Genomic DNA, 18,354 nt, shown 5'->3' with positions numbered 1-18,354 from the left:
AGCTGTTTGTGAGTCCGTTGCCGACGACCACCCGAACGTGTGAGTTCCCGACGTGCTGAATGTCTTTTTCCAGGTAGCGGCGCCGGTTCCACACCGAAGTGTGCGGGGCCCGACGAGACGAACAGTCGACTATGCGCCAACGACGTTCAGGTTGAACTTGGCAACCACATCGGGGTGCAGGTTCACGACCACGGCGTGCTTGCCCGTGTTCTTGATGTGAGCCTTCGGCAACACGATGGAGCGCTTGTCGACAACCGGTCCACCGGCAGCCTTGATCGCAGCAGCGACGTCAGCGACGGTAACCGAACCGAAGAGCTTGCCCGAGCCACCGGCGGTCTTGACCGTCAGCGTTACGGACTCGAGGCCCTCGATAGCTGCCTTGAGCTCCTTGGCGTGATCCAGGCCGCGCACAGCGCGCGCTTCCTGTGCACGACGGATGCCCTCGACCTGCTTCTCGGCGCCACGGGTGGCGACGATTGCCAGTCCGCGGGGGAGCAGGTAGTTACGGCCGTAGCCGTCCTTGACCTCCACGGTGTCGCCAGGCGCACCGAGGTTGTCCACGTCAGCGGTGAGGATGAGCTTCATGTTCTTTCCTCCCTTTCCTTAGCGAGCCACGGTGGCGTAAGGCAGCAGTGCTACCTCACGTGAGTTCTTGACGGCAATGGCAACGTCGCGCTGGTGCTGGACGCAATTGCCGGTGACACGGCGAGCACGGATCTTTCCGCGATCGCTGACGTACTTACGAAGCAACGTCGTGTCCTTGTAGTTGATCTGCGTGTTCTTCTCTTTACAGAAGGTGCAGACCTTCTTCTTCATAACCTTGTCGCGCAAGGGCGGCTTCGGCATGTCTTTGCTCTTTTCTGGATGTTCCTGATCAGGTACGGATCAGAAGGGCGGTTCGTCGCTGCCCGCACCACCGAAGGAGCCCGAAGCCTGAGGCGCACTGCCCCAAGGATCGTCTCCACCCGAAGGTGCAGCGCTCGGACGTCCGCCACCCGATCCGCCGGAGGAACCGCCGAAGTTGCCGCCTCCACCGCCGCCGCCACGGTTGGCCTTGTTGACCTTTGCCGTGGCGTACTTCAGTGAAGGACCGATTTCATCGACTTCGAGCTCGACGACAGTTCGCTTTTCGCCCTCGCGAGTTTCGTACGAACGCTGCTTGAGCCGGCCGCTCACGATTACTCGTGAACCTCGGGTCAAGCTCTCCGCGACGTTCTCGGCTGCTTCGCGCCAGATGTTGCAACGCATGAACAGTGCATCGCCGTCTTTCCATTCATTGGAATTACGGTCGAAGGTGCGGGGCGTGGAAGCAACCGTGAAGTTTGCAACCGCGGCACCCGCCGGGGTGAAACGAAGTTCAGGATCAGCCGTCAGGTTTCCGATGACGGTGATGATGGTGTCGCCAGCCATGTGGTTCCTCCTGCATTGATGTAAGACCGTTGGGCGCGAGAGTAGAGCTCGCTACCGACAGTAATTACTTGTTGTGGCGCAGAACCTTCGTGCGCAGAACCGACTCGTTCAGACCGAGCTGACGATCGAGCTCAGCGACGGTGGCGGGAGTGGCGTTGATGTCGATCACCGCGTAGATACCTTCAGCATGCTTCAGGATCTCGTAGGCGAGACGACGCTTACCCCAGACATCGACCTTGTCGATCGTGCCGCCGTGCTGGCGCACAACATTGAGGAACGTATCCAGTGAAGGAGCGACAGTGCGCTCGTCCAGGCTGGGGTCAAGGATGACCATCAATTCGTAATGACGCATAAGACCTCATCACCTCCTGTGGACTAAGTGAAAACGGCCACGGACTATCCGTGGCAGGAGGGTCGTTGCGTCAGCAACCCTCGTAGGTTACACGAGGGGCCTTGACCAGGGAAATCGTCCCGGCCCTCCGGGAAGATCACCAGGTCGATACGCGACGCGTGGTGCAGACACGTCGCCCTGCGAGCCACTCCGCCCCCTAGGGTGAGAATCATGCGAACAGACCGCAAGACCCCGGCGTCGATCCTGGCGTTGGTCGTCGGATTGTGCGGCCTGACGCTGGCACTGGGCTATTTCAACAAGGCCAGATGCGGCGGCGCACCGTTCGCTCCCGACGGCCGAAGCCTGAACTTCGACGTCAACAAGAACATCGACGTCTGCTACTCCGACATTCAGTTGCTCTGGCTCGGACGAGGTATCGATCAGCATCTGTTCCCCTTCGTCACCGGAGGGATAACGCCCGAAGGATTCCTGACCGGCGGAACCGTCGAGTACCCGGTGCTCAGCGGGATTCTGATGTGGCTGGGCGGTATCGGCTCACACACCGACACGGACTTCCTTCTGCACTCGGCTCTGATCCTGGCTCCTTTCGGACTGCTCACCGCGTGGATGCTCGGCAAGATGAGCGGCGCGTACGCACTCGTGTGGTCGGCAACACCGCCGCTGGTTCTCTACGCGTTCCACAACTGGGAACTCCCGGTAGTAGCCACCAGCGTCGGCGCGATCTTCCTGATGACGTTCGAGCGGATCCCGCTGCGAACCCGTGCGATTCTGGCAGCCGTCATCCTGGCGATCGGCTTCTGCTTGAAGCTGTACCCGGGAATGTTCGTGCTGCCGCTCATGGCCTACGTGCTCCTACGCGGCAACGAAAGCAAGCGTTACGACGTTCGTGGAGCGCTGATGACGGCGGGTGCGGCGATCGCCACCGTCGTCCTCGTCAACCTGCCGTTCGCCCTCATCTCGTACGAAGGCTGGCGCGCGTCGTTCAGCTTCCAGGAGAAGCGAAGCGCCGACATCACCACCAACTCGCTGTGGTTCTGGGGGTTGCGACCGTTCTACGGTTTCGGAGTTCGCGAACTCAACGCCGACTACGACGCACTGGTGAGCATCCTGTCCCCAGTAATGATCCTGGCGTCGTTCGCGCTCGCGATGTATCTGGGTTGGCGTCGCTACGTCCGCGACGGCTACTTTCCGTGGATTGCAGTCAGTGCCGCGATGTTGTGCGGATTCGTGTTGCTGCACAAGGTCAATTCACCGCAGTACACCCTGTGGATCCTGCCGTTCCTCGTTCTGTTCAAGATCCGGTGGTTCTGGATCGTCGCCTATCTGATCGTCGATGCAGCGTTGGGCATCGGCGTCTTCCGGTACTTCTACCAACTGGACATGAATCTCGATCCGAGCAAGTACGAGGCCGTCGTCCAGGCGAGCGTCTGGGGCCACGTCATCCTGCTCGCCGTGTTCTTCTTCCTGTTCCTGCGAGTCCCACTGCGCTATCCACTTGCCGGCGGGACCGATCAGATTGCCAACTCCGACAACAACCTTCCGACTCACTCACGGGAGCACGCCTGATGACTGCATCGTGGTTCGAATCACCGACGTTGACCGGTGATCGAGTACGACTCGAACCCCTGAGCGTCGCGCACACCGACGCACTGCTCGCGGCCGCCGACGACCCGGCGATCTTTCGCTGGACCGCGGCGCCGATCACCGATCGGGAACAGGCACAGAAGTACATCGCTGCAGCCACCGACGACCCGAATCGGATCGCCTTCGCGCAGGTGAGCATCGCGACGAACGCCGTGGTCGGCACCACGTCCATGTACCAGATCGACCCGGTAAACCGCAGTCTTGCAATCGGATACACGTGGTTGTCGCGATCGGTTCAGGGAACCGGGATCAATCCCGAATCGAAACTGCTCCTGCTTCGCCATGCCTTCGACCAGCTCGAAGCCGTACGCGTCGAATGGCACACGGACGAGTTCAACGAACAGTCCAGGGCAGCGATCGCCAAGCTCGGCGCTCAGTTCGAGGGCCTGCTGCGCAAGCACCGACGCCGCCTCGACGGCAGTTGGCGTACAACGGCGCTGTTCGCGATGACCGACGACGACTGGCCGACCATCGCACCTCAGCTGGAGACACGTACCCGAAACTAGCGATCACCTGCACTCTTCGGCGAAGTCCATGCCAAGATTCACCTCATGAGCGATCAGGGTGGGTACGGGTACCAGGGCAATCAGAATTGGCAACCGGCTCCGTACGGGCAGCCTGATCCGTACGGCAGGCGGCCGACGAACACGCTCGCGGTACTCGCTCTTGTCTTCGCTTTCCTCATCGCGCCGTTGGGGATCGTCTTCGGGCACATCGCACGCGGCCAGATCAAACGGACCGGCGAAGAAGGCGACGGACTCGCTCTTGCCGGCCTGATCATCGGATACATCTTCACCGCACTGGGCATCCTGGCCGTGGTGGTGTGGATCGCGTTCTTCGGGTTGCTCGCCGCCGCTTTCGGCAACGCCGCGAACGAGGCGAGTTCGCGGAGTTTCACCTACACGACGCCGTACTCGTACTCCACGACCACGACTCGGGCGCCGAGTGCACCCACCACAGCGCCGAGAACGACGACGCCCCCACGCGCCACGACCTCTGTCGGTCCGGCGCCTACCGTCTCCGGCACCGACCGTCAGGGCTTCATCTCCGGCGGTCCCAGTTGCAACTCCACCAATCCTGCCGTCGCCATTGCCGTCACGACCGGATCACGAATCGTCATCTGCGAAACCGGAGTCGGCCGTTACTACTACAAGGGTCAGCGGCTGGGCGACGGCGCCACCATCGAACTCGACGATCCGACCCCCACCGGCAACGGATTCACCGTCACCAACAAGGACGTCACATACAAGCTCACCTCCGCCGGACTGGTGATCACCGGCAGCGGAGGCGAGCTGGGTAGGGAAGCCGCCATCGAGTTCTGGATGAACTGACCCACGTCAGCCGGCACACGGATCTTGGTAGGGAACACCGGGCAGGTAACGCTCCCATTCGGCTTCCGTGATGGGAGAACCTGCGGTGCGGCACAATCGGTCGACGACGCTGTCGGGGTCGATCCCCCACAAGCGAACGGTCTTGTCCGACCCGCTGCCCGCGATCATGTCACTCTCGCCGGCGAACTGAGCATCGTTGACACGACCTGGGTAGGCGGACAGCGTCGCAAACCGTGTTGGCCGTGAAGGCGTTTCGATGTCCCACAGCCACACGGTTCCGTCTCCGACACCGGCAGCGAGCCGATCACCGGCACGATTGAACGAGATCGAATAGATTGCGCCCTCGGGGCCGAGAAGACGGGCGAGTTCCTCGGGTGCCGACGGTGTGCGTACGTCCCAGACGGCGACACCGTGATCCGCGCTTCCGGCGGCCAACAGAGTTCCGTCGGCGCTGAAAGACACTGCTAGTGCGTAACTTTGGAACCCGCCCACCGTTGCCGCCACCCTGGGCGACGCTGGGTTCGACACGTCCCACAGATCAACGTCATTCTTGGCGTTCGCGATCGCCAGTATGTCGGCACCCGGTTGAAATGCCATCATCTGCGGGTAAGAGCCGACATCGGTCAACGACAACAGTTTCGGGGCCGACGGATCGGAGACATCGACCAAGGCCACACTGTTGTCGTCCTGCGAGGACACTGCCAGCAGATCTCCGCCGGGATTCAGGGCGACAACCGCCACGATGCCCTTCACGTACACAGCGGGTTCGCTGTAGATCCGTGGCGACGCCGGATCACTCAGGTCCCAGAGATAGGCACCGCCGCCGCCGGTGCCGCTCACGGCCAGGTTCCCGTCCGTCGAGACCGCCGATGCTCCGCTGAAAGTGTCGGCCCCTTGCGGTTTCAACTCCGGCATCATCGCGGGGCGATCGAGATCCTCGGTGTTCCACGCCAACATCGCGCCGCCCCTGGCGCCGACGCCGGCCACCAGGCGCGAGCCGTCCGCGGCAAAGGGACTGGTGAAGATCGTGTCCCGAGCCCCCGCCCACACGGGACCAGGTAGAGCCCACACGCGAGTCACACCGTTGAGTCCCCCGGTGACCAGGTTGCGGCCGTCGTCACTGTAATCGACGGTGGTCACCGCCCCACTGTCCGGAAGTGTTTCGATCAACGCCCCGGTTCGCGGGTCCCACACGCGCACGGAGTTGTCGGAACTCCCTGCAGCAAGACGTGTTCCATCCTTACCGTAGTTGAGTTCGTTGACGTAACTGGAGAACCCCGTCAGCGCAGGCAGGGGAGCAGGGCGCGCAGGATCGCTCATGTCCCACCGAACCACCTCTCGGCCAGTGGTTCCCGCCGCAAGCTCACGTCCGTCCGGACTGAAGGCGACGCCGAGGTAGTGAACGGTGGTGCCGTTGGGCTCAGTCGCGAAGATCGGCGCCGATTCCTCACCCCACTTCGCGACGTCCCACACGCGCAGTGTCGCTTGACGCCCGCCCGCCACGAGGAAACGTCCGTCGGGGCTGAACGTCGCGGTGACGATGCCGTCAGCTGGGTGCGGAAGAGCAGGCAAAGCAACGGCATTCGTGGAGGTGTCGATGTTCCATCGCAGGACGTCGGGCGTCGAGGTACCGGCGACCAATTTGGTTCCGTCGGGACTGAACTCCATGTCCTGCACTACGCGTTCACCGTCGACGGGAAGTGTTCCACGTACCGGATTCTTCGGATCCGACACGTCCCAGAGTGCAGCGCCGCCGGCACCACCGGCGGCAAGCAGCCGGCCGTCCGGACTGTAGGCGACAGCAAAGAGAGCCGTACCCTCCGAGACTCCGAGGAACTCCGCCTGCGGAACGGCCGAGGCCACTCCGTCTACCATCGGATACAGTCTGACCTTTCCGTCCGAACCACCAACCGCCACAACAGTTCCGGCTGGGTTGATCCGCGCCTTCATCGCGCCGGGTGGTCCGATGATGCGGGTAGCCGAATGAACGCCGGACGCATCCAGCAATGCCGAGCGGGCTTCGGTCGTCTCGTTGACCGCAAATGCCGCCAGAGCAAGCTGCGACGCCAGCGACGGATCCCGCTCACGCATCCTGATCGACTCGGTGGCCACCTGACGCGACATCGCCTCGTCGCGCGCGGTATCCGCCTGGACGCGTTGGCGATTCGCACCGATACCGGCGACGGTGGCGACCACCGCCAACACCAGAGCGATCACCGACGCAGCCGCCAACGCAGTCACGAGTCGTCGCAGCACGCGTGTGCGTCGGCGATCGGCGAATTCCTGCTGATCACGATGCTCGATGCTCGCGGCGAGATACTCCCGCTCGGTGGCGTTGAGGTCGGCGGACCGGGTCTGGCTCGGTTCCAGCGGGAGACCGAGCTCGCCCGAACGCAGCCATTCTTCCGTCAGATGCAAACGGGCGGGTCCGAGCAGTGCGCCCGGGTCGCGTCCACTGTCCTCCCACACCTGCGCCGCGTACGTGAACCGGCGATGCACCGCCAGACCGGCACGATCCGAGTCGATCCAATCGCGGAGCCGACTCCACGCGGACAGCAACACCTCGTGCGAAACCTCGACGGTCTCCTCGTCGACGGTGAGAAGTCGCCGCAAGGCGAACCGGTCGATGACGGTGTTCACGTCGTCGACGTCGTCACCGAGGAAAAGCTCGGTGCGCGGTGCGCGCCGACGCGTCTGGGTCACTTCGTCGACGTTGACCAATCGCAGGAAGATCCTGCGCGCCAACTGCTGCTGCCGCTCCGTCAGCTCGCCGTACACTTCCTCGGCGCTCTGCTGGACGGCTCCGGCGATCCCGTCGGTGGCGTAATAGTCCGAGACGGTCAGCGTTTTACGCGTCGACCGTTGCCAGGTCCCCAACAGTGCGTGTGACAGCAAGGGCAAAGCGCCGGGGTCGCTTGCCGTGCGCGAGCCGCGTGGTGTCAGCTCGCCGACCAGAACCTGAACCAATTCGCTCTGCACGGTCATCCCGGCCTTGACCGCCGGCTCGACGATCACCTCGCGCAACTGCTCTTCGGTCAGCGGCCCGACCACCATCGGCGAGTCGTCGAGCAGTGGCACCAAAAGCGGTTCCTTCGCCGCGAGCCCGTAGAAGTCGGCACGCATGCCGATGACGACAATGGTGTTCTCACCGAGTTCCGCGAGAGTCTGCAGTATTTCCTCGCGACGATCACCGTCGCATTGCGTCCACAGTTCCTCGAACTGGTCGAGGATCAAGACTGTTGGTTCGCCTGAAATCGACGGGATTCCTCCCGTACCCGGCTGCAGGATTTCCACGCGCCAGCCGTCGAACCGTGGATCGTCCCCGGCGATCTTGGGGGCGAGCCCGGCCCGCAGCAACGACGACTTACCCGAGCCGGAAGCACCGATCACCATGAACTGACGGCGCCCGTCACCCTGTATCGCCGACGCCACCCGCTCAGCCAAATTGGCAGTGAGTTCGTCTCGACCGAAGAACCACTCGGCGTCCTCCTGCCGGAACGATTCGAGACCTCGATACGGAACGGTGGCGTCGCCGCGTCGTCTGGCCGTCAGTTGTCTCACTCGTTGCACCGCACTGATCCAGAGCTGCCGCTCATCCTCTGAATCGACACCACAAGCCTCGAGGAGCGCGAAAAACATCGGTGTACTCGCCGGCGTCGGCAGGTGTTGGCCGGCAAACCATCCGCTGACAGTTCCGTGCAAACCTCCCGACCGCTCGACGGCTTCGCGAACCGTCATTCCGGCTGCATTCCGCAGCGCAGTGAGCGCCTCAGCAAACTGCCCACGCGACTCGATTTGGGCGGGATCGACCTGATTGTGCGTACCGGATTCCGCCTTCGAGTTCATAGCGAGGCACTCTATCGGAGCAGGTAGGGGATTTGTCCGTTGTATGGACTCTGTATCGAGAGAGTTGCGCCCGTTCCACTGAGACGCCGCCATCGAAATACTCGATCTCAGTCGCGCCCGAAGTCAGCAGCCCTTCTGCAAATACGGCAGTCGACGCCTATCCCCTCCGTCGAAAGGCGCTACTCGCATGTCTGCAATCGGCATTTCTTCGAAGATCGAGGCAAACGTGTCCCGAGTCGGCAACCCCAAGCACGGCAAGCACAAGCCGAAGCTGAGCGTCCGCGAGATCGAAGTCCTTCTCGCCTGGCTTCGTTCGGATTCCAAGTCCGAGGTCGCCGAGACACTCGGCCTTCGCGTCAGCACCGTGAACACACACATCACTCGGATCCGCACGAAGTACAGCGACGTCGGGCGGCCGGCTCCCACGAAGGCAGCGTTGTTCGCCCGCGCGGTTCAGGACGGGTACACCACCCTCGACGAGTGGTGACCTCAGACTGTGACGGGTTCCGGTTCCTTCGCCTTGGACGGCTTCAACCAACCGGGTAGCCAGGCCGGCTGTTTGTCCGGCGCCTGGTCGAGAACACCGCCCGCCGGATCGTCGATGAACCCGTATCGCACGAGGTCTTCCGACGGCCGGTAGATCTGCCGCAGCACCAGCGCGCACAGAACCAGCACCGCGATGTCCCGGATCACGACGGTTCCGGTGAACCACTGCTCCGGCAGACCCTTGTTGGACACCCCGAGGTAATACATCATTCGTGGAACCCAGACCAGGGCGTCGATGGTCATCCACGCAAGCAACAGCCTGCGGTGCGGCAACGCCAACACGGCCAGCGGCACCAGCCACAGCGAATACTGCGGGCTCCACACCTTGTTCGTCAGCAGGAAGCCCGCGACGAGCAAGAAGCACAATTGCGCTACGCGCGGACGACGCTGCGCCGTCAGGGCGACGTAGCCGACACCGATGCAGACCGCGACAAACAGCAGCAGAGAGACGGCGTTGAGATTCGACGGCGACTCACCTTGCGCGAGGGGACCGTCGAGGCCCTTCCACGACGTGAACGACGCGATCACGTTGTAGAGGGAATCCGGATCAGCCCCGCGCTCGGAGTTGAGACGGAAGAACTCGTACCAACCGTGGGGGTACAGCGCGGCGATCGGCAGGTTCACCGCAAGCCAGGCCGCGACGGCGCTGAGAGCGGTCACCAGCCAGTCCCGCGTCTTGCCCGCACGCAGACACAAGACGAAAAGCGGTCCGAGTAGGAGCAGCGGGTAGAGCTTCGCGGCGCCGCCGAGGCCGAGCAGAATTCCCGCGAGTACCGGACGCTTGCGTGCCCACGCCAACAACCCGCCGGCCGCGAACGCCGTCGCCAGCGGATCGAAGTTCGTGAACACGTGCACGATCACCAAGGGGGAACAGGCGATCAGCGCGCCGTCCCACACTCGTCGTCCGGCCAGCAGGGTGCTCGCCCACACGGTCACCAGCCACGCCAACGCCAACCCGAAGGCGACGACGTTGAAATAGAGCGCCACCTGAATCGCGCCCGGCAGCCAGGTGATCGAATCCCACGCCTTGGCGACCTTCATCGCACCGTACTGATAGAGCCCCGAGATGACCGGATACTCCATGTACCGCATCTGGATCGAACCGTCGCCGCGCACTTCTTCCCACGACGTCTTGTACGGGAAGGCGCCCTGATCGAGGCGTTCGGCTCCGTACAGCGGAACGGTGTCGGAGTAACACATCGCCACGTACTGACGGCTGCCGCTCCAGTCGAGGCCGACCTGCCCGCTCTCGCCGACCGGCGACTGCTGAATACAACCGGCCTTCGCGAACCAGCCGAAAGCCAAGAACACCACGGCGAGCAGGAGGATCACTCGCATCGGTGTGAAGAAGCGGGTGCGTCCGATCAGTGCGTGACGACCTACCGGACCTCCGACGGTTCCCGACAGCGCAGACACCAACGCATCGTTGCGACTGGGAACGTCCCGCCAATCCGCCGAACGAAGATCTTCGGCCAGCGGAGCGGGGGAGGTCGGTTCGGCATCATCAGCATTCGCGGCCACTCCGCGAGGTTACCGTCTTTCGAACCGACCACCCTCCAACTACTGGCCGGGGCTCACACCTGCCGGTTCTTCCTCGGTGGTCTCGCCTGCCCCTGGTACCTGCGGCGTGGTTGTCGTCGGCCGGGAGATGCCAGGAATCGGGATGGTGATGCCCGGCAGAACCTCGACCTGCGTCGTCGTCACCACAGGCGGCGGAGTGGTTTCCGTCGTCGTCGGTGTGGTGGTCGGCGGCGCCGACGTCTTGGGCGGTGCGGGAGCCGTGTACTCCGGAACACCACCGGCTTGGCCGTTGATCTTGCCCGGCGTCGGGAACTTCTCGTTGTCGGTGCCGTCGAGGGCGCCGTCCATCGTGTCCTTCCAGATGTCCGAAGGCAGACCCGAGCCGTAGATCATCGCGCCACCGGAATTGGTGATCGCTTCACCGTCGGGCGTTCCGACCCAGACCGCGGTCGAGAGTGACGGCGTGTAGCCGACCATCCACGCGTCCTTGTTGGCTCCGGTGTCACCGAGCTGCGCGGTGCCTGTCTTCGACGCCGACAGACGTCCGCCGGCCAGGTTGTGACCGCGTGAGTACGCCGCGATCGGCTGCATCGCAGCCGTCACGTTGTCCGCCACGGCAGCGTCGATGCGGTCCTCACCCGCGGGTGCGCCGCGGTCCAGCAGCACGGTGCCGTCGGCCGCGACGACCTTCTGTACGAAGTGCGGTGCGTGATAAGTACCGGACGCGGCGAGCGTCGCGTACGACGACGCCATGTCGAGCACGCGGGCCTGGTACTGGCCGAGCACGATGCCGTTATTGGGACCGGAACCGTCACCCTCGGTGAGCGACGGGCCGACGCCCGGGATGTCCTTCGGGATACCTGCCTTGTGAGCGATGTCCGCGATTGCCTGCGGGCCGTTGCCGTCGAGGCTGAGCATCTGACGGTAGAAGCTGGTGTTCAGCGAACGCTTGAGTGCTTCGGCGATGGTGCAGGTGCCGCAGCTTTCACCTTCGACGTTGCCGATGGAGATGCCGTTGACGGTCAGCGGCGAGCTGTCGTACATCTGCGAGAGCGGAATTCCCTGATCCAGGGCGGCTGCGAGACCGAACACCTTGAACGAGGAACCGGTCTGAAGTCCGGCATTCGCGAAGTCGTATCCCGCGCCGTCCTCACCGCCGTAGTACGCCTTGACCGCTCCGGTCTTCGGGTCGACCGAGACCACTGCGGTGCGCAGATTCTCCGGCTCACCCTTCATGTTGGAACGCGCTGCCTCGACCGCTGCGGCTTGCGCCTGCGGGTCGATGGTCGTGGTGATCTGCAGACCCTCGGTGTTGAGCAACTGCTCGCTGATTCCGGCGTCGCCGATCTCCTTGAGCACCTGTCGCTTGATCAGGCCCTCGGGGCCGGTCGAGCCCTGGCTGCTGTTGTCGACCTGGGCGAGCGGGATGTAACCGGGGTACTGCATCGGCGTGCGCGCAGCCTGATCCAGCGTGCCGGCGGACACCATGCCGTCGAGCACGTAGTTCCAACGAGACTTGGCACCGGTCGGGTTGGTTTCGGGATCGAGGAGCGACGGAAGCTGAATCGACGACGCCAGGACGGCGCCTTCCTCGATGGACAGCTGGTCGACGGGCTTACCGAAGTAGGCCTTGGAGGCGGCTTCGATTCCGTACGCACCACGACCGAAGTAGATGGTGTTCAGGTATGCGGCGAGAATGTCGTCCTTGGACCACTCGTTGGCCATCTTCGAGGAGAGAACGAGTTCCTTCATCTTTCGCGTCAGCGAACGCTCCGAGCCGACGAGCGCCGTCTTCACGTACTGCTGCGTGATGGTCGAGCCACCACCGGCGCTGTCGCGACCGAGGACGTTGTCTCGGGCTGCGCGTGCGAAACCGGAGATCGAGAATCCGGGGTTCGAGTAGAAGTCGCGGTCTTCCGCGGCCAGAACGGCGTTACGAACGTGCATCGGCACCTGATCGAGCGAGACCTCGACGCGGTTACCTTCGTCCGGCGGGACCACGGTGCTGATCACCGTGGTGCCGTCCGAGGCAAAGACCGTCGCCACCTGATTGGTCTTTTGGTCACCGGGCTTGGGGACGTCCTGCACGATGTACGCGGCCATGAAGGCAAGAACGGGCAGAACAAGACCGAGCGCCACCAAGACGTAGGCCGAGCGGCGAACTGTGCGCCACTTGGACTTCTTCTTCACGGTGCTCTTTTTTCCCTTCGGGGGTTGTCCGTCATTGCCACCCCCACCGGAGCCACCAGTCGGCGGCTTCGTCGGCGGAGGTCCGACCGGCGGGCGGGTGCCCGCGTTGCTACGGGTGGTCGCTGCTGCTGCTGCTGCGACGCGCTGGGTCGGTTCGTTTCCCTGAGCGCCGGCGGCGCGATCCCGTCCCGCGCGATCCTGTGGCGGCGGGCCGGAAGGTCGCCCCTGCGACGGACGACCCTGCGGCGGGGGTCCGGCGGGGCGGCCCTGAGGAGGCGGGCCGGAAGGTCGGCCTTGCGGCGGACGACCCTGCGGCGGGGGTCCCATCGGGCGGCCTTGCGGCGGACGACCCTGAGGGGGTGGGCCCATCGGAGGCCGACCCTGGGGCGGCGGACCCTGCGGTGGCGGACCCATGGGACGTCCCTGCGGCGGACGACCCTGAGGAGGTCCGGCGGGGCGGTTGGGACCGACGGGACGGCCACCCGGGTTGTTGCCTCCCGGGTTGTTGTTGCTGGGGGAACTCACGAATCAAATCTCCAGTGGTCACGGACCGATCACGTGCAGACTTCGATCGGGCCCTTCTTCGGGTGTGGCGTTACTCGCTGGCGGTGCGCCGGCTTGGTGGGCGTGCTCGCCGCGGTCGCGGCGGCGCAGGTACTGCGCCGAGCACATAGGACTGCACCAAGTGGTTCCAACTGCAGGTACGGCACACCTCTACAACGTGCACCGTGAACTCCTCTGCTGTTTCCGCAAGCCGAGCGAGCTCGTCCGAGGTTCGGGCCGATCCCGAAACTTGGCCGAGCTTGTCGCCGAACACCCAGGACACGAGCGTCAACTGTTCCTTGCGGCAAATGGGGCAGACGACGTCGCTGCCCCGGCCGTGGAACTTCGCGGCTCTGAGTAGGTACGGATCGGCGTCACACACTTGCTTGACGTCGGTCCTACCCGCAGACACTTCGGCCAGCACAGACCGACGCGCGAGCGCGTAGTCCACAACTTGCCGCTGTATCCGCACCTGACCAGCGTACGTGCGTCCGTGCCGCCACGGACGGTTCGGGAGGGTCACGATGAACACATTTTGCGGTCCGGACGTAGGGCGACCAGCCATTACGATCACTTCCTGTGAAGTCTTCCCGTTCTCCGATGACGCGTGCTCGTGATCTCGATCGCGTCGAAACGTGCAATGTGTTGGAAGCTGCATACGCCGAAGGGCAGTTGAGCGCGGAGGACTACTTCGAACGGACCGAGAAGGCGAAGTCCGCGAAGACCCTGCTCGCGCTCGCACGCCTGGTCAACGATCTGCAGGTGCCGAAGATCGAGACCAAAACGGCGCCTCGGACGTCGACGACCCGAAAGGCCGGGTACCTCGGCGCTGCCGCTCTGATCGTCGTCGGCGCGGTCGCCGCTGTGGCCTGGAGTCGCTCACCGTTGACGCCCTCGGAAGACATCACCGCCAGCTATGCCAGCACTACTTCCCTCGCTCCGCCGTTGCCGACCACCACTCCGGCGCCGGAGCCGACCGTCGAACCGATCCTGATCGCACACATCGACACGTTGACGCCGGAAGGAATCGGCGCATTCATCGAGAGGTATCGAGAAGAGTTCGGCGACATGTTCGTCGACGGCGCGAGCTTCCACGGCGATTACTCCTCGGTGAGCCGGGCGGCCCCCGACGCTCCCGCTCTCACCGAGTCCATCAGTTTTCGCGACGGCTTCGAGCGGGATGTGACATCCACTCCGCGGCGAACTGGCCAGCCGACCTTCGACCTCGGTTCCATCCAGATCGACAAACTCGCGCCGTACATGGCGAACATCGGCGGCTATGTCAACGTTTCGGACGCCGCGATCACGCACTTGATCATGGATGCGAACTACGGCATCCCGGAGATCGCGATCTATGCGGAGAACGGACTCGGCCACCAAGGGCGCATCGAAGTCACGCCATGGGGCGAGATCTCTCGTTCCTACCCGTACGGGAGCTAGGGTGAGCCGGTGAGTGGGTCCCCGACTACTACCTCTACGCGCACCCGCGCGCGCGACGTCGACCGTTCCGACACCTGCGCCGTTCTCGACTCCGCCCTGTCCGACGGACAGATCACGGCGGACGAGCATGCGAACCGAACGGCATCGGCCATGACCGCGACCACTCTCGGCCAGCTCGATCTGCTGGTCCGCGATCTGCAGAAAGCGACGCTGCGTAACGCCGTCGCCAAAGTTCGTCGTATCGACAAGATCTGGTACCTCGCGGCCGCTTCGGTTGTCTTCGCGGGCATGATCGGGTTCCTCACCTTGTCCGCCGACGATTCACCCCCACCGCCTCCACCGGCTGCAGCCGAACCGGTCGGACCGCTTGCCCCCATTGTGAGTTCGACGCTGAACACGGTCACTGCAAGCGGGATCGGGGAATTCATCACCAGATACAGCGCCAAGTACGGCACGACGATGATCGATTCCGCCAACTTCTACGACGGCCATGCAAGCGTCACTCGCGCCGCCGCTGTCTCGCCGAATCTGGAGGAGGACATCGACTTTCGAGGCGGTTTCACACCAGGCGACAGCACGTCGACCCGGGCGGCCAGCACGACTACCTTCGACCTCGCCTCGGTCGACATCGACAAACTCGCCGGATACCTGGCCGGAGCGTCCGCCAATCTCAACGTCCCCGACGCCAAGGTCTCACACATCAGCATGAGTTCGTCGGGCCAAGATCCACGTATTTCCATCTACGTGGACAACGAACTCGGCGCGAGCGGCTCGATGGAGCTGACCCCGGATGGCCGCCCGATCCGCTTGTCTCCCTTCACTCCTCGATAGGCCTCGGACATGCCGAACGACCTGACCCGGACCACCCGTGCTCGTGACGCCGACCGCGAGGCCACCTGCGCAGTGCTGGACTCCGCCTTCGCCGACGGGCAACTCACCGCGGCCGAGCACGACGAATTGACCGAACTCGCCGCGGTTGCAGTCACTCTCGGCGATCTCGAAGAATTGACGTTCGATCTGCAGACCGAGGCGTCCCTACCCGTTCTTCGGAAAGAACCTTCGCTGGACACGCGTTGGATCGCCGTTGTGATCATCGCTCTGTCACTGGTCTCGGCTATCGGTTTCGGAATCAAATACGCCGCGTCCGACGTCACGATCTTCTCCAGCCCCGAGCCACAGTTGCACACCGTCGAGGGCCTCGGTGCGATGTTCCGTGCCATCGAAACGGAGTACGGCAGCGGACTGGTCGACGAGATGACCATCTACCCCACTTATGCACGCGTAACACGCGCCGATCCTGCCGCGCCGCGCAAGAGCCTGGACAGCTACTACCGAGGCGATCTCGAGGACACGACTTCAGGAGGATCGCGCGAACCCGACGTGGCACAGATCGACGTCACACAGCTCGATCCTCGCATCGTGATCGCCCTGCTCGACGGCGCCGGAACAACGACGTCGGTGCAAAATCCGACCACTCGATACGTCTCGGTCGACAGCACCGAAAATGTTCCGACCATCCAGATTCACGTCGGCAACGACCTCGACGAGAGCGGGTACCTGACCGCTGCCCTCGACGGCGAAATCATGGCGATCTACCCGTTCAAGCCCTGATCTAGCCGTGACACCTTGGTACACGTATCGGGCCGCAGTGTGGTTTTATATATCGGCGCGATATAGTTGGTTATCGCATCAAGCGGTTAGGTTCAACGACTCGGGAGGTTTGTCAGTTGCTCGAACTCGCAATCCTCGGGCTGCTCCTCGAGTCACCGATGCACGGATACGAGCTGCGTAAGCGGCTCACTGGTCTGCTCGGCGCATTCCGCGCGTTCTCGTACGGATCGCTGTACCCGGCACTGCGGCGCATGCAAGCCGACGGATTGATCTCGGAAGACGTCGACACTGCCACCGGCACTCTCAAGCGTCGGGCGCGTCGCGTCTACCAGCTCACTCCGGAAGGTCGGCAACGGTTCACCGAACTGGTCGCCGACACCGGGCCGCAGAACTACACCGACGACGGTTTCGGCGTTCACCTCGCCTTCTTCAGTCGCACCCCCGCAGAAGCGCGGATGCGGATCCTCGAAGGCAGGCGACGTCAGGTCGAGGAGCGCCGCGAGGGGCTCCGCGAGGCCGTCGGTCGGGCCAGCGGATCGCTGGACCGCTATACCCGTCAGCTCCATCAGCTCGGACTCGAATCGAGTGAACGCGAAGTGCGTTGGCTCAACGAATTGATCGCAGCCGAGCAATCGACAACAGGAACATCCCGGAAAGAAGGAGAACCCGACCATGGGTGAGAACAGCACCGCGGTGCGCGTAGCCATTGTGGGCGTGGGTAACTGCGCCTCGTCCCTGGTTCAGGGCGTCCACTACTACAAGGATGCCGACGAGACCCAGACGGTCCCCGGCCTCATGCACGTCAAGTTCGGTAAGTACCACGTCCGCGACGTGCAGTTCGTCGCTGCATTCGACGTCGACGCCAAGAAGGTCGGCTTCGACCTCTCCGAGGCGATCCTCGCGAGCGAGAACAACACCATCAAGATCGCCGACGTCCCGCCGCTGGACGTTCCCGTTCAGCGTGGCCCGACCCTCGACGGCATCGGCAAGTACTACGCCGAGACCATCGAACTGTCCGACGCCGAGCCCGTCGACGTCGTCAAGGCACTCAAGGACGCCAGGGTCGACGTCCTCGTTTCCTACCTGCCCGTCGGTTCCGACGACGCTGACAAGTTCTACGCACAGTGCGCGATCGACGCAGGCGTTGCATTCGTCAACGCCCTGCCCGTCTTCATCGCTTCCGACCCGGAGTGGGCTGCCAAGTTCAAGGACGCCGGCGTCCCGATCGTCGGTGACGACATCAAGAGCCAGGTCGGCGCCACCATCACCCACCGCGTGATGGCGAAGCTGTTCGAAGACCGCGGCGTCGTGCTGGACCGCACCTACCAGCTCAACGTCGGTGGAAACATGGACTTCAAGAACATGCTCGAGCGTGATCGCCTGGAGTCCAAGAAGGTTTCCAAGACGCAGGCCGTGACGTCCAACCTGACCGGTGCACTTGCCGGCAAGGTTCACGACCGCAACGTCCACATCGGTCCCTCGGACTACGTGGAGTGGCTCGACGACCGCAAGTGGGCATACGTCCGCCTCGAAGGCCGCGCCTTCGGTGACGCTCCCCTGAACCTGGAGTACAAGCTCGAGGTCTGGGATTCGCCCAACTCTGCCGGCATCATCATCGACGCCGTCCGCGCAGCCAAGATCGCCAAGGACCGCGGCATCGGTGGACCGGTCTACCCGGCTTCCGCTTACCTGATGAAGTCCCCGCCGGTCCAGATGGCTGACGACAAGGCTCGCACCGAGCTCGAGGCTTTCATCATCGGCGCTGACGAAGCGTAGGTCTACGCCGGGCCGACGAAGCTTATTTAGGCTCACGCTGATTCGGGGTCTTGGGCCCACGGCGCCAGACCCCCTTTATCTTATACGCCGGGTGTTTACGCCTCCGCCCGGGGGATAACGCCTGCGGCAGCAGAATAGCCGCGC

17 protein-coding genes are annotated in these 18,354 nt (G+C 63.6%); 9 read left to right on the top strand and 8 right to left on the bottom strand.

What is annotated here, in order from left to right; translation table 11 throughout:
- Positions 1–129 precede the first annotated feature (129 nt).
- From rplI to rpsF, 4 genes are all read right to left on the bottom strand, one after another.
- Complete coding sequence (rplI, locus tag ACFQ6H_RS28745; RefSeq protein WP_007735531.1) at positions 130–585, bottom strand: 50S ribosomal protein L9; 456 nt, start codon at positions 583–585, stop codon at positions 130–132.
- An 18-nt stretch (positions 586–603) separates the two neighbouring features.
- The gene (gene rpsR, locus ACFQ6H_RS28740; protein ID WP_003941245.1) at positions 604–846 is read right to left on the bottom strand and encodes a 30S ribosomal protein S18; all 243 of its coding nucleotides are present in this window, start codon (positions 844–846) and stop codon (positions 604–606) included.
- Between the two features lie 39 nt (positions 847–885).
- Positions 886–1,410 (bottom strand): single-stranded DNA-binding protein, encoded by a 525-nt coding sequence (locus ACFQ6H_RS28735; RefSeq protein WP_003941248.1) that lies wholly within the window; start codon positions 1,408–1,410, stop codon positions 886–888.
- 64 nt (positions 1,411–1,474) lie between these two features.
- A complete protein-coding gene (gene rpsF, locus ACFQ6H_RS28730; protein WP_003941237.1) occupies positions 1,475–1,762 on the bottom strand; it encodes a 30S ribosomal protein S6 in 288 nt (95 codons plus the stop codon).
- Positions 1,763–1,972: 210 nt separating this feature from the next.
- Between rpsF and ACFQ6H_RS28725 the strand changes: the two genes are divergently transcribed.
- The 3 genes from ACFQ6H_RS28725 to ACFQ6H_RS28715 are packed head-to-tail and all read left to right on the top strand — an operon-like array spanning position 1,973 to position 4,737.
- Complete coding sequence (locus tag ACFQ6H_RS28725; RefSeq protein WP_378650248.1) at positions 1,973–3,328, top strand: glycosyltransferase family 87 protein; 1,356 nt, start codon at positions 1,973–1,975, stop codon at positions 3,326–3,328.
- Complete coding sequence (locus ACFQ6H_RS28720) at positions 3,328–3,912, top strand: GNAT family N-acetyltransferase (RefSeq protein ID WP_378650246.1); 585 nt, start codon at positions 3,328–3,330, stop codon at positions 3,910–3,912. Before ACFQ6H_RS28725 ends, ACFQ6H_RS28720 begins: the two co-directional genes overlap by 1 nt.
- A gap of 45 nt (positions 3,913–3,957) precedes the next feature.
- The gene (locus ACFQ6H_RS28715) at positions 3,958–4,737 is read left to right on the top strand and encodes a DUF4190 domain-containing protein (protein WP_378650244.1); all 780 of its coding nucleotides are present in this window, start codon (positions 3,958–3,960) and stop codon (positions 4,735–4,737) included.
- Between the two features lie 6 nt (positions 4,738–4,743).
- On the opposite strand, the gene ACFQ6H_RS28710 is transcribed toward ACFQ6H_RS28715, so the two are convergent.
- Positions 4,744–8,583 (bottom strand): helix-turn-helix domain-containing protein, encoded by a 3,840-nt coding sequence (locus tag ACFQ6H_RS28710; protein WP_378650242.1) that lies wholly within the window; start codon positions 8,581–8,583, stop codon positions 4,744–4,746.
- A gap of 187 nt (positions 8,584–8,770) precedes the next feature.
- On the opposite strand from ACFQ6H_RS28710, the gene ACFQ6H_RS28705 reads away from it, so the two are divergent.
- Positions 8,771–9,070 (top strand): helix-turn-helix transcriptional regulator, encoded by a 300-nt coding sequence (locus tag ACFQ6H_RS28705; RefSeq protein WP_378448469.1) that lies wholly within the window; start codon positions 8,771–8,773, stop codon positions 9,068–9,070.
- Positions 9,071–9,072: 2 nt separating this feature from the next.
- Here ACFQ6H_RS28705 and ACFQ6H_RS28700 read toward each other — a convergent pair whose 3' ends face one another.
- From ACFQ6H_RS28700 to ACFQ6H_RS28690, 3 genes are all read right to left on the bottom strand, one after another.
- Positions 9,073–10,650 (bottom strand): glycosyltransferase family 87 protein, encoded by a 1,578-nt coding sequence (locus ACFQ6H_RS28700; protein ID WP_378541422.1) that lies wholly within the window; start codon positions 10,648–10,650, stop codon positions 9,073–9,075.
- A gap of 39 nt (positions 10,651–10,689) precedes the next feature.
- A complete protein-coding gene (locus ACFQ6H_RS28695) occupies positions 10,690–12,840 on the bottom strand; it encodes a transglycosylase domain-containing protein (RefSeq protein WP_378650250.1) in 2,151 nt (716 codons plus the stop codon).
- A 595-nt stretch (positions 12,841–13,435) separates the two neighbouring features.
- A complete protein-coding gene (locus ACFQ6H_RS28690; protein ID WP_042448217.1) occupies positions 13,436–13,855 on the bottom strand; it encodes a DUF5318 family protein in 420 nt (139 codons plus the stop codon).
- 128 nt (positions 13,856–13,983) lie between these two features.
- Here ACFQ6H_RS28690 and ACFQ6H_RS28685 point away from each other — a divergent pair, with 128 nt between their 5' ends.
- The 5 genes from ACFQ6H_RS28685 to ACFQ6H_RS28665 all read left to right on the top strand — a co-directional run bounded on the left by ACFQ6H_RS28685 (position 13,984) and on the right by ACFQ6H_RS28665 (position 18,210).
- Entirely contained in the window at positions 13,984–14,823 is an 840-nt protein-coding gene (locus ACFQ6H_RS28685) for a DUF1707 domain-containing protein (protein ID WP_378650241.1), read from the top strand.
- A gap of 9 nt (positions 14,824–14,832) precedes the next feature.
- Complete coding sequence (locus tag ACFQ6H_RS28680) at positions 14,833–15,654, top strand: DUF1707 domain-containing protein (protein WP_378650239.1); 822 nt, start codon at positions 14,833–14,835, stop codon at positions 15,652–15,654.
- 9 nt (positions 15,655–15,663) lie between these two features.
- Positions 15,664–16,434 (top strand): DUF1707 domain-containing protein, encoded by a 771-nt coding sequence (locus ACFQ6H_RS28675; RefSeq protein ID WP_378650237.1) that lies wholly within the window; start codon positions 15,664–15,666, stop codon positions 16,432–16,434.
- A 116-nt stretch (positions 16,435–16,550) separates the two neighbouring features.
- Positions 16,551–17,114 carry a PadR family transcriptional regulator gene (locus ACFQ6H_RS28670; protein WP_003946014.1) on the top strand — a complete coding sequence of 188 codons (564 nt, stop codon included), beginning with the start codon at positions 16,551–16,553 and terminating at the stop codon, positions 17,112–17,114.
- Positions 17,107–18,210 carry an inositol-3-phosphate synthase gene (locus ACFQ6H_RS28665; RefSeq protein WP_378650235.1) on the top strand — a complete coding sequence of 368 codons (1,104 nt, stop codon included), beginning with the start codon at positions 17,107–17,109 and terminating at the stop codon, positions 18,208–18,210. Before ACFQ6H_RS28670 ends, ACFQ6H_RS28665 begins: the two co-directional genes overlap by 8 nt.
- Positions 18,211–18,354 lie beyond the last annotated feature (144 nt).

The organism is Rhodococcus sp. NPDC056506 (assembly GCF_042794945.1).
Classification (GTDB): Bacteria; Actinomycetota; Actinomycetes; order Mycobacteriales; family Mycobacteriaceae; genus Rhodococcus_F.
The sequence above is the reverse complement of the archived record's forward strand: the minus strand, read 5'-3'. Positions and strand labels throughout refer to the sequence as shown.

Excerpts from the sequence above, each read along its gene's own strand:
- rplI (WP_007735531.1), bottom strand. The coding sequence starts at position 585 with ATGAAGCTCATCCTCACCGCTGACGTGGACAACCTCGGTGCGCCTGGC.
- rpsR (WP_003941245.1), bottom strand. The coding sequence starts at position 846 with ATGCCGAAGCCGCCCTTGCGCGACAAGGTTATGAAGAAGAAGGTCTGC.
- ACFQ6H_RS28735 (WP_003941248.1), bottom strand. The coding sequence starts at position 1,410 with ATGGCTGGCGACACCATCATCACCGTCATCGGAAACCTGACGGCTGAT.
- rpsF (WP_003941237.1), bottom strand. The coding sequence starts at position 1,762 with ATGCGTCATTACGAATTGATGGTCATCCTTGACCCCAGCCTGGACGAG.
- ACFQ6H_RS28725 (WP_378650248.1), top strand. The coding sequence starts at position 1,973 with ATGCGAACAGACCGCAAGACCCCGGCGTCGATCCTGGCGTTGGTCGTC.
- ACFQ6H_RS28720 (WP_378650246.1), top strand. The coding sequence starts at position 3,328 with ATGACTGCATCGTGGTTCGAATCACCGACGTTGACCGGTGATCGAGTA.
- ACFQ6H_RS28715 (WP_378650244.1), top strand. The coding sequence starts at position 3,958 with ATGAGCGATCAGGGTGGGTACGGGTACCAGGGCAATCAGAATTGGCAA.
- ACFQ6H_RS28710 (WP_378650242.1), bottom strand. The coding sequence starts at position 8,583 with ATGAACTCGAAGGCGGAATCCGGTACGCACAATCAGGTCGATCCCGCC.
- ACFQ6H_RS28705 (WP_378448469.1), top strand. The coding sequence starts at position 8,771 with ATGTCTGCAATCGGCATTTCTTCGAAGATCGAGGCAAACGTGTCCCGA.
- ACFQ6H_RS28685 (WP_378650241.1), top strand. The coding sequence starts at position 13,984 with ATGACGCGTGCTCGTGATCTCGATCGCGTCGAAACGTGCAATGTGTTG.
- ACFQ6H_RS28675 (WP_378650237.1), top strand. The coding sequence starts at position 15,664 with ATGCCGAACGACCTGACCCGGACCACCCGTGCTCGTGACGCCGACCGC.
- ACFQ6H_RS28665 (WP_378650235.1), top strand. The coding sequence starts at position 17,107 with ATGGGTGAGAACAGCACCGCGGTGCGCGTAGCCATTGTGGGCGTGGGT.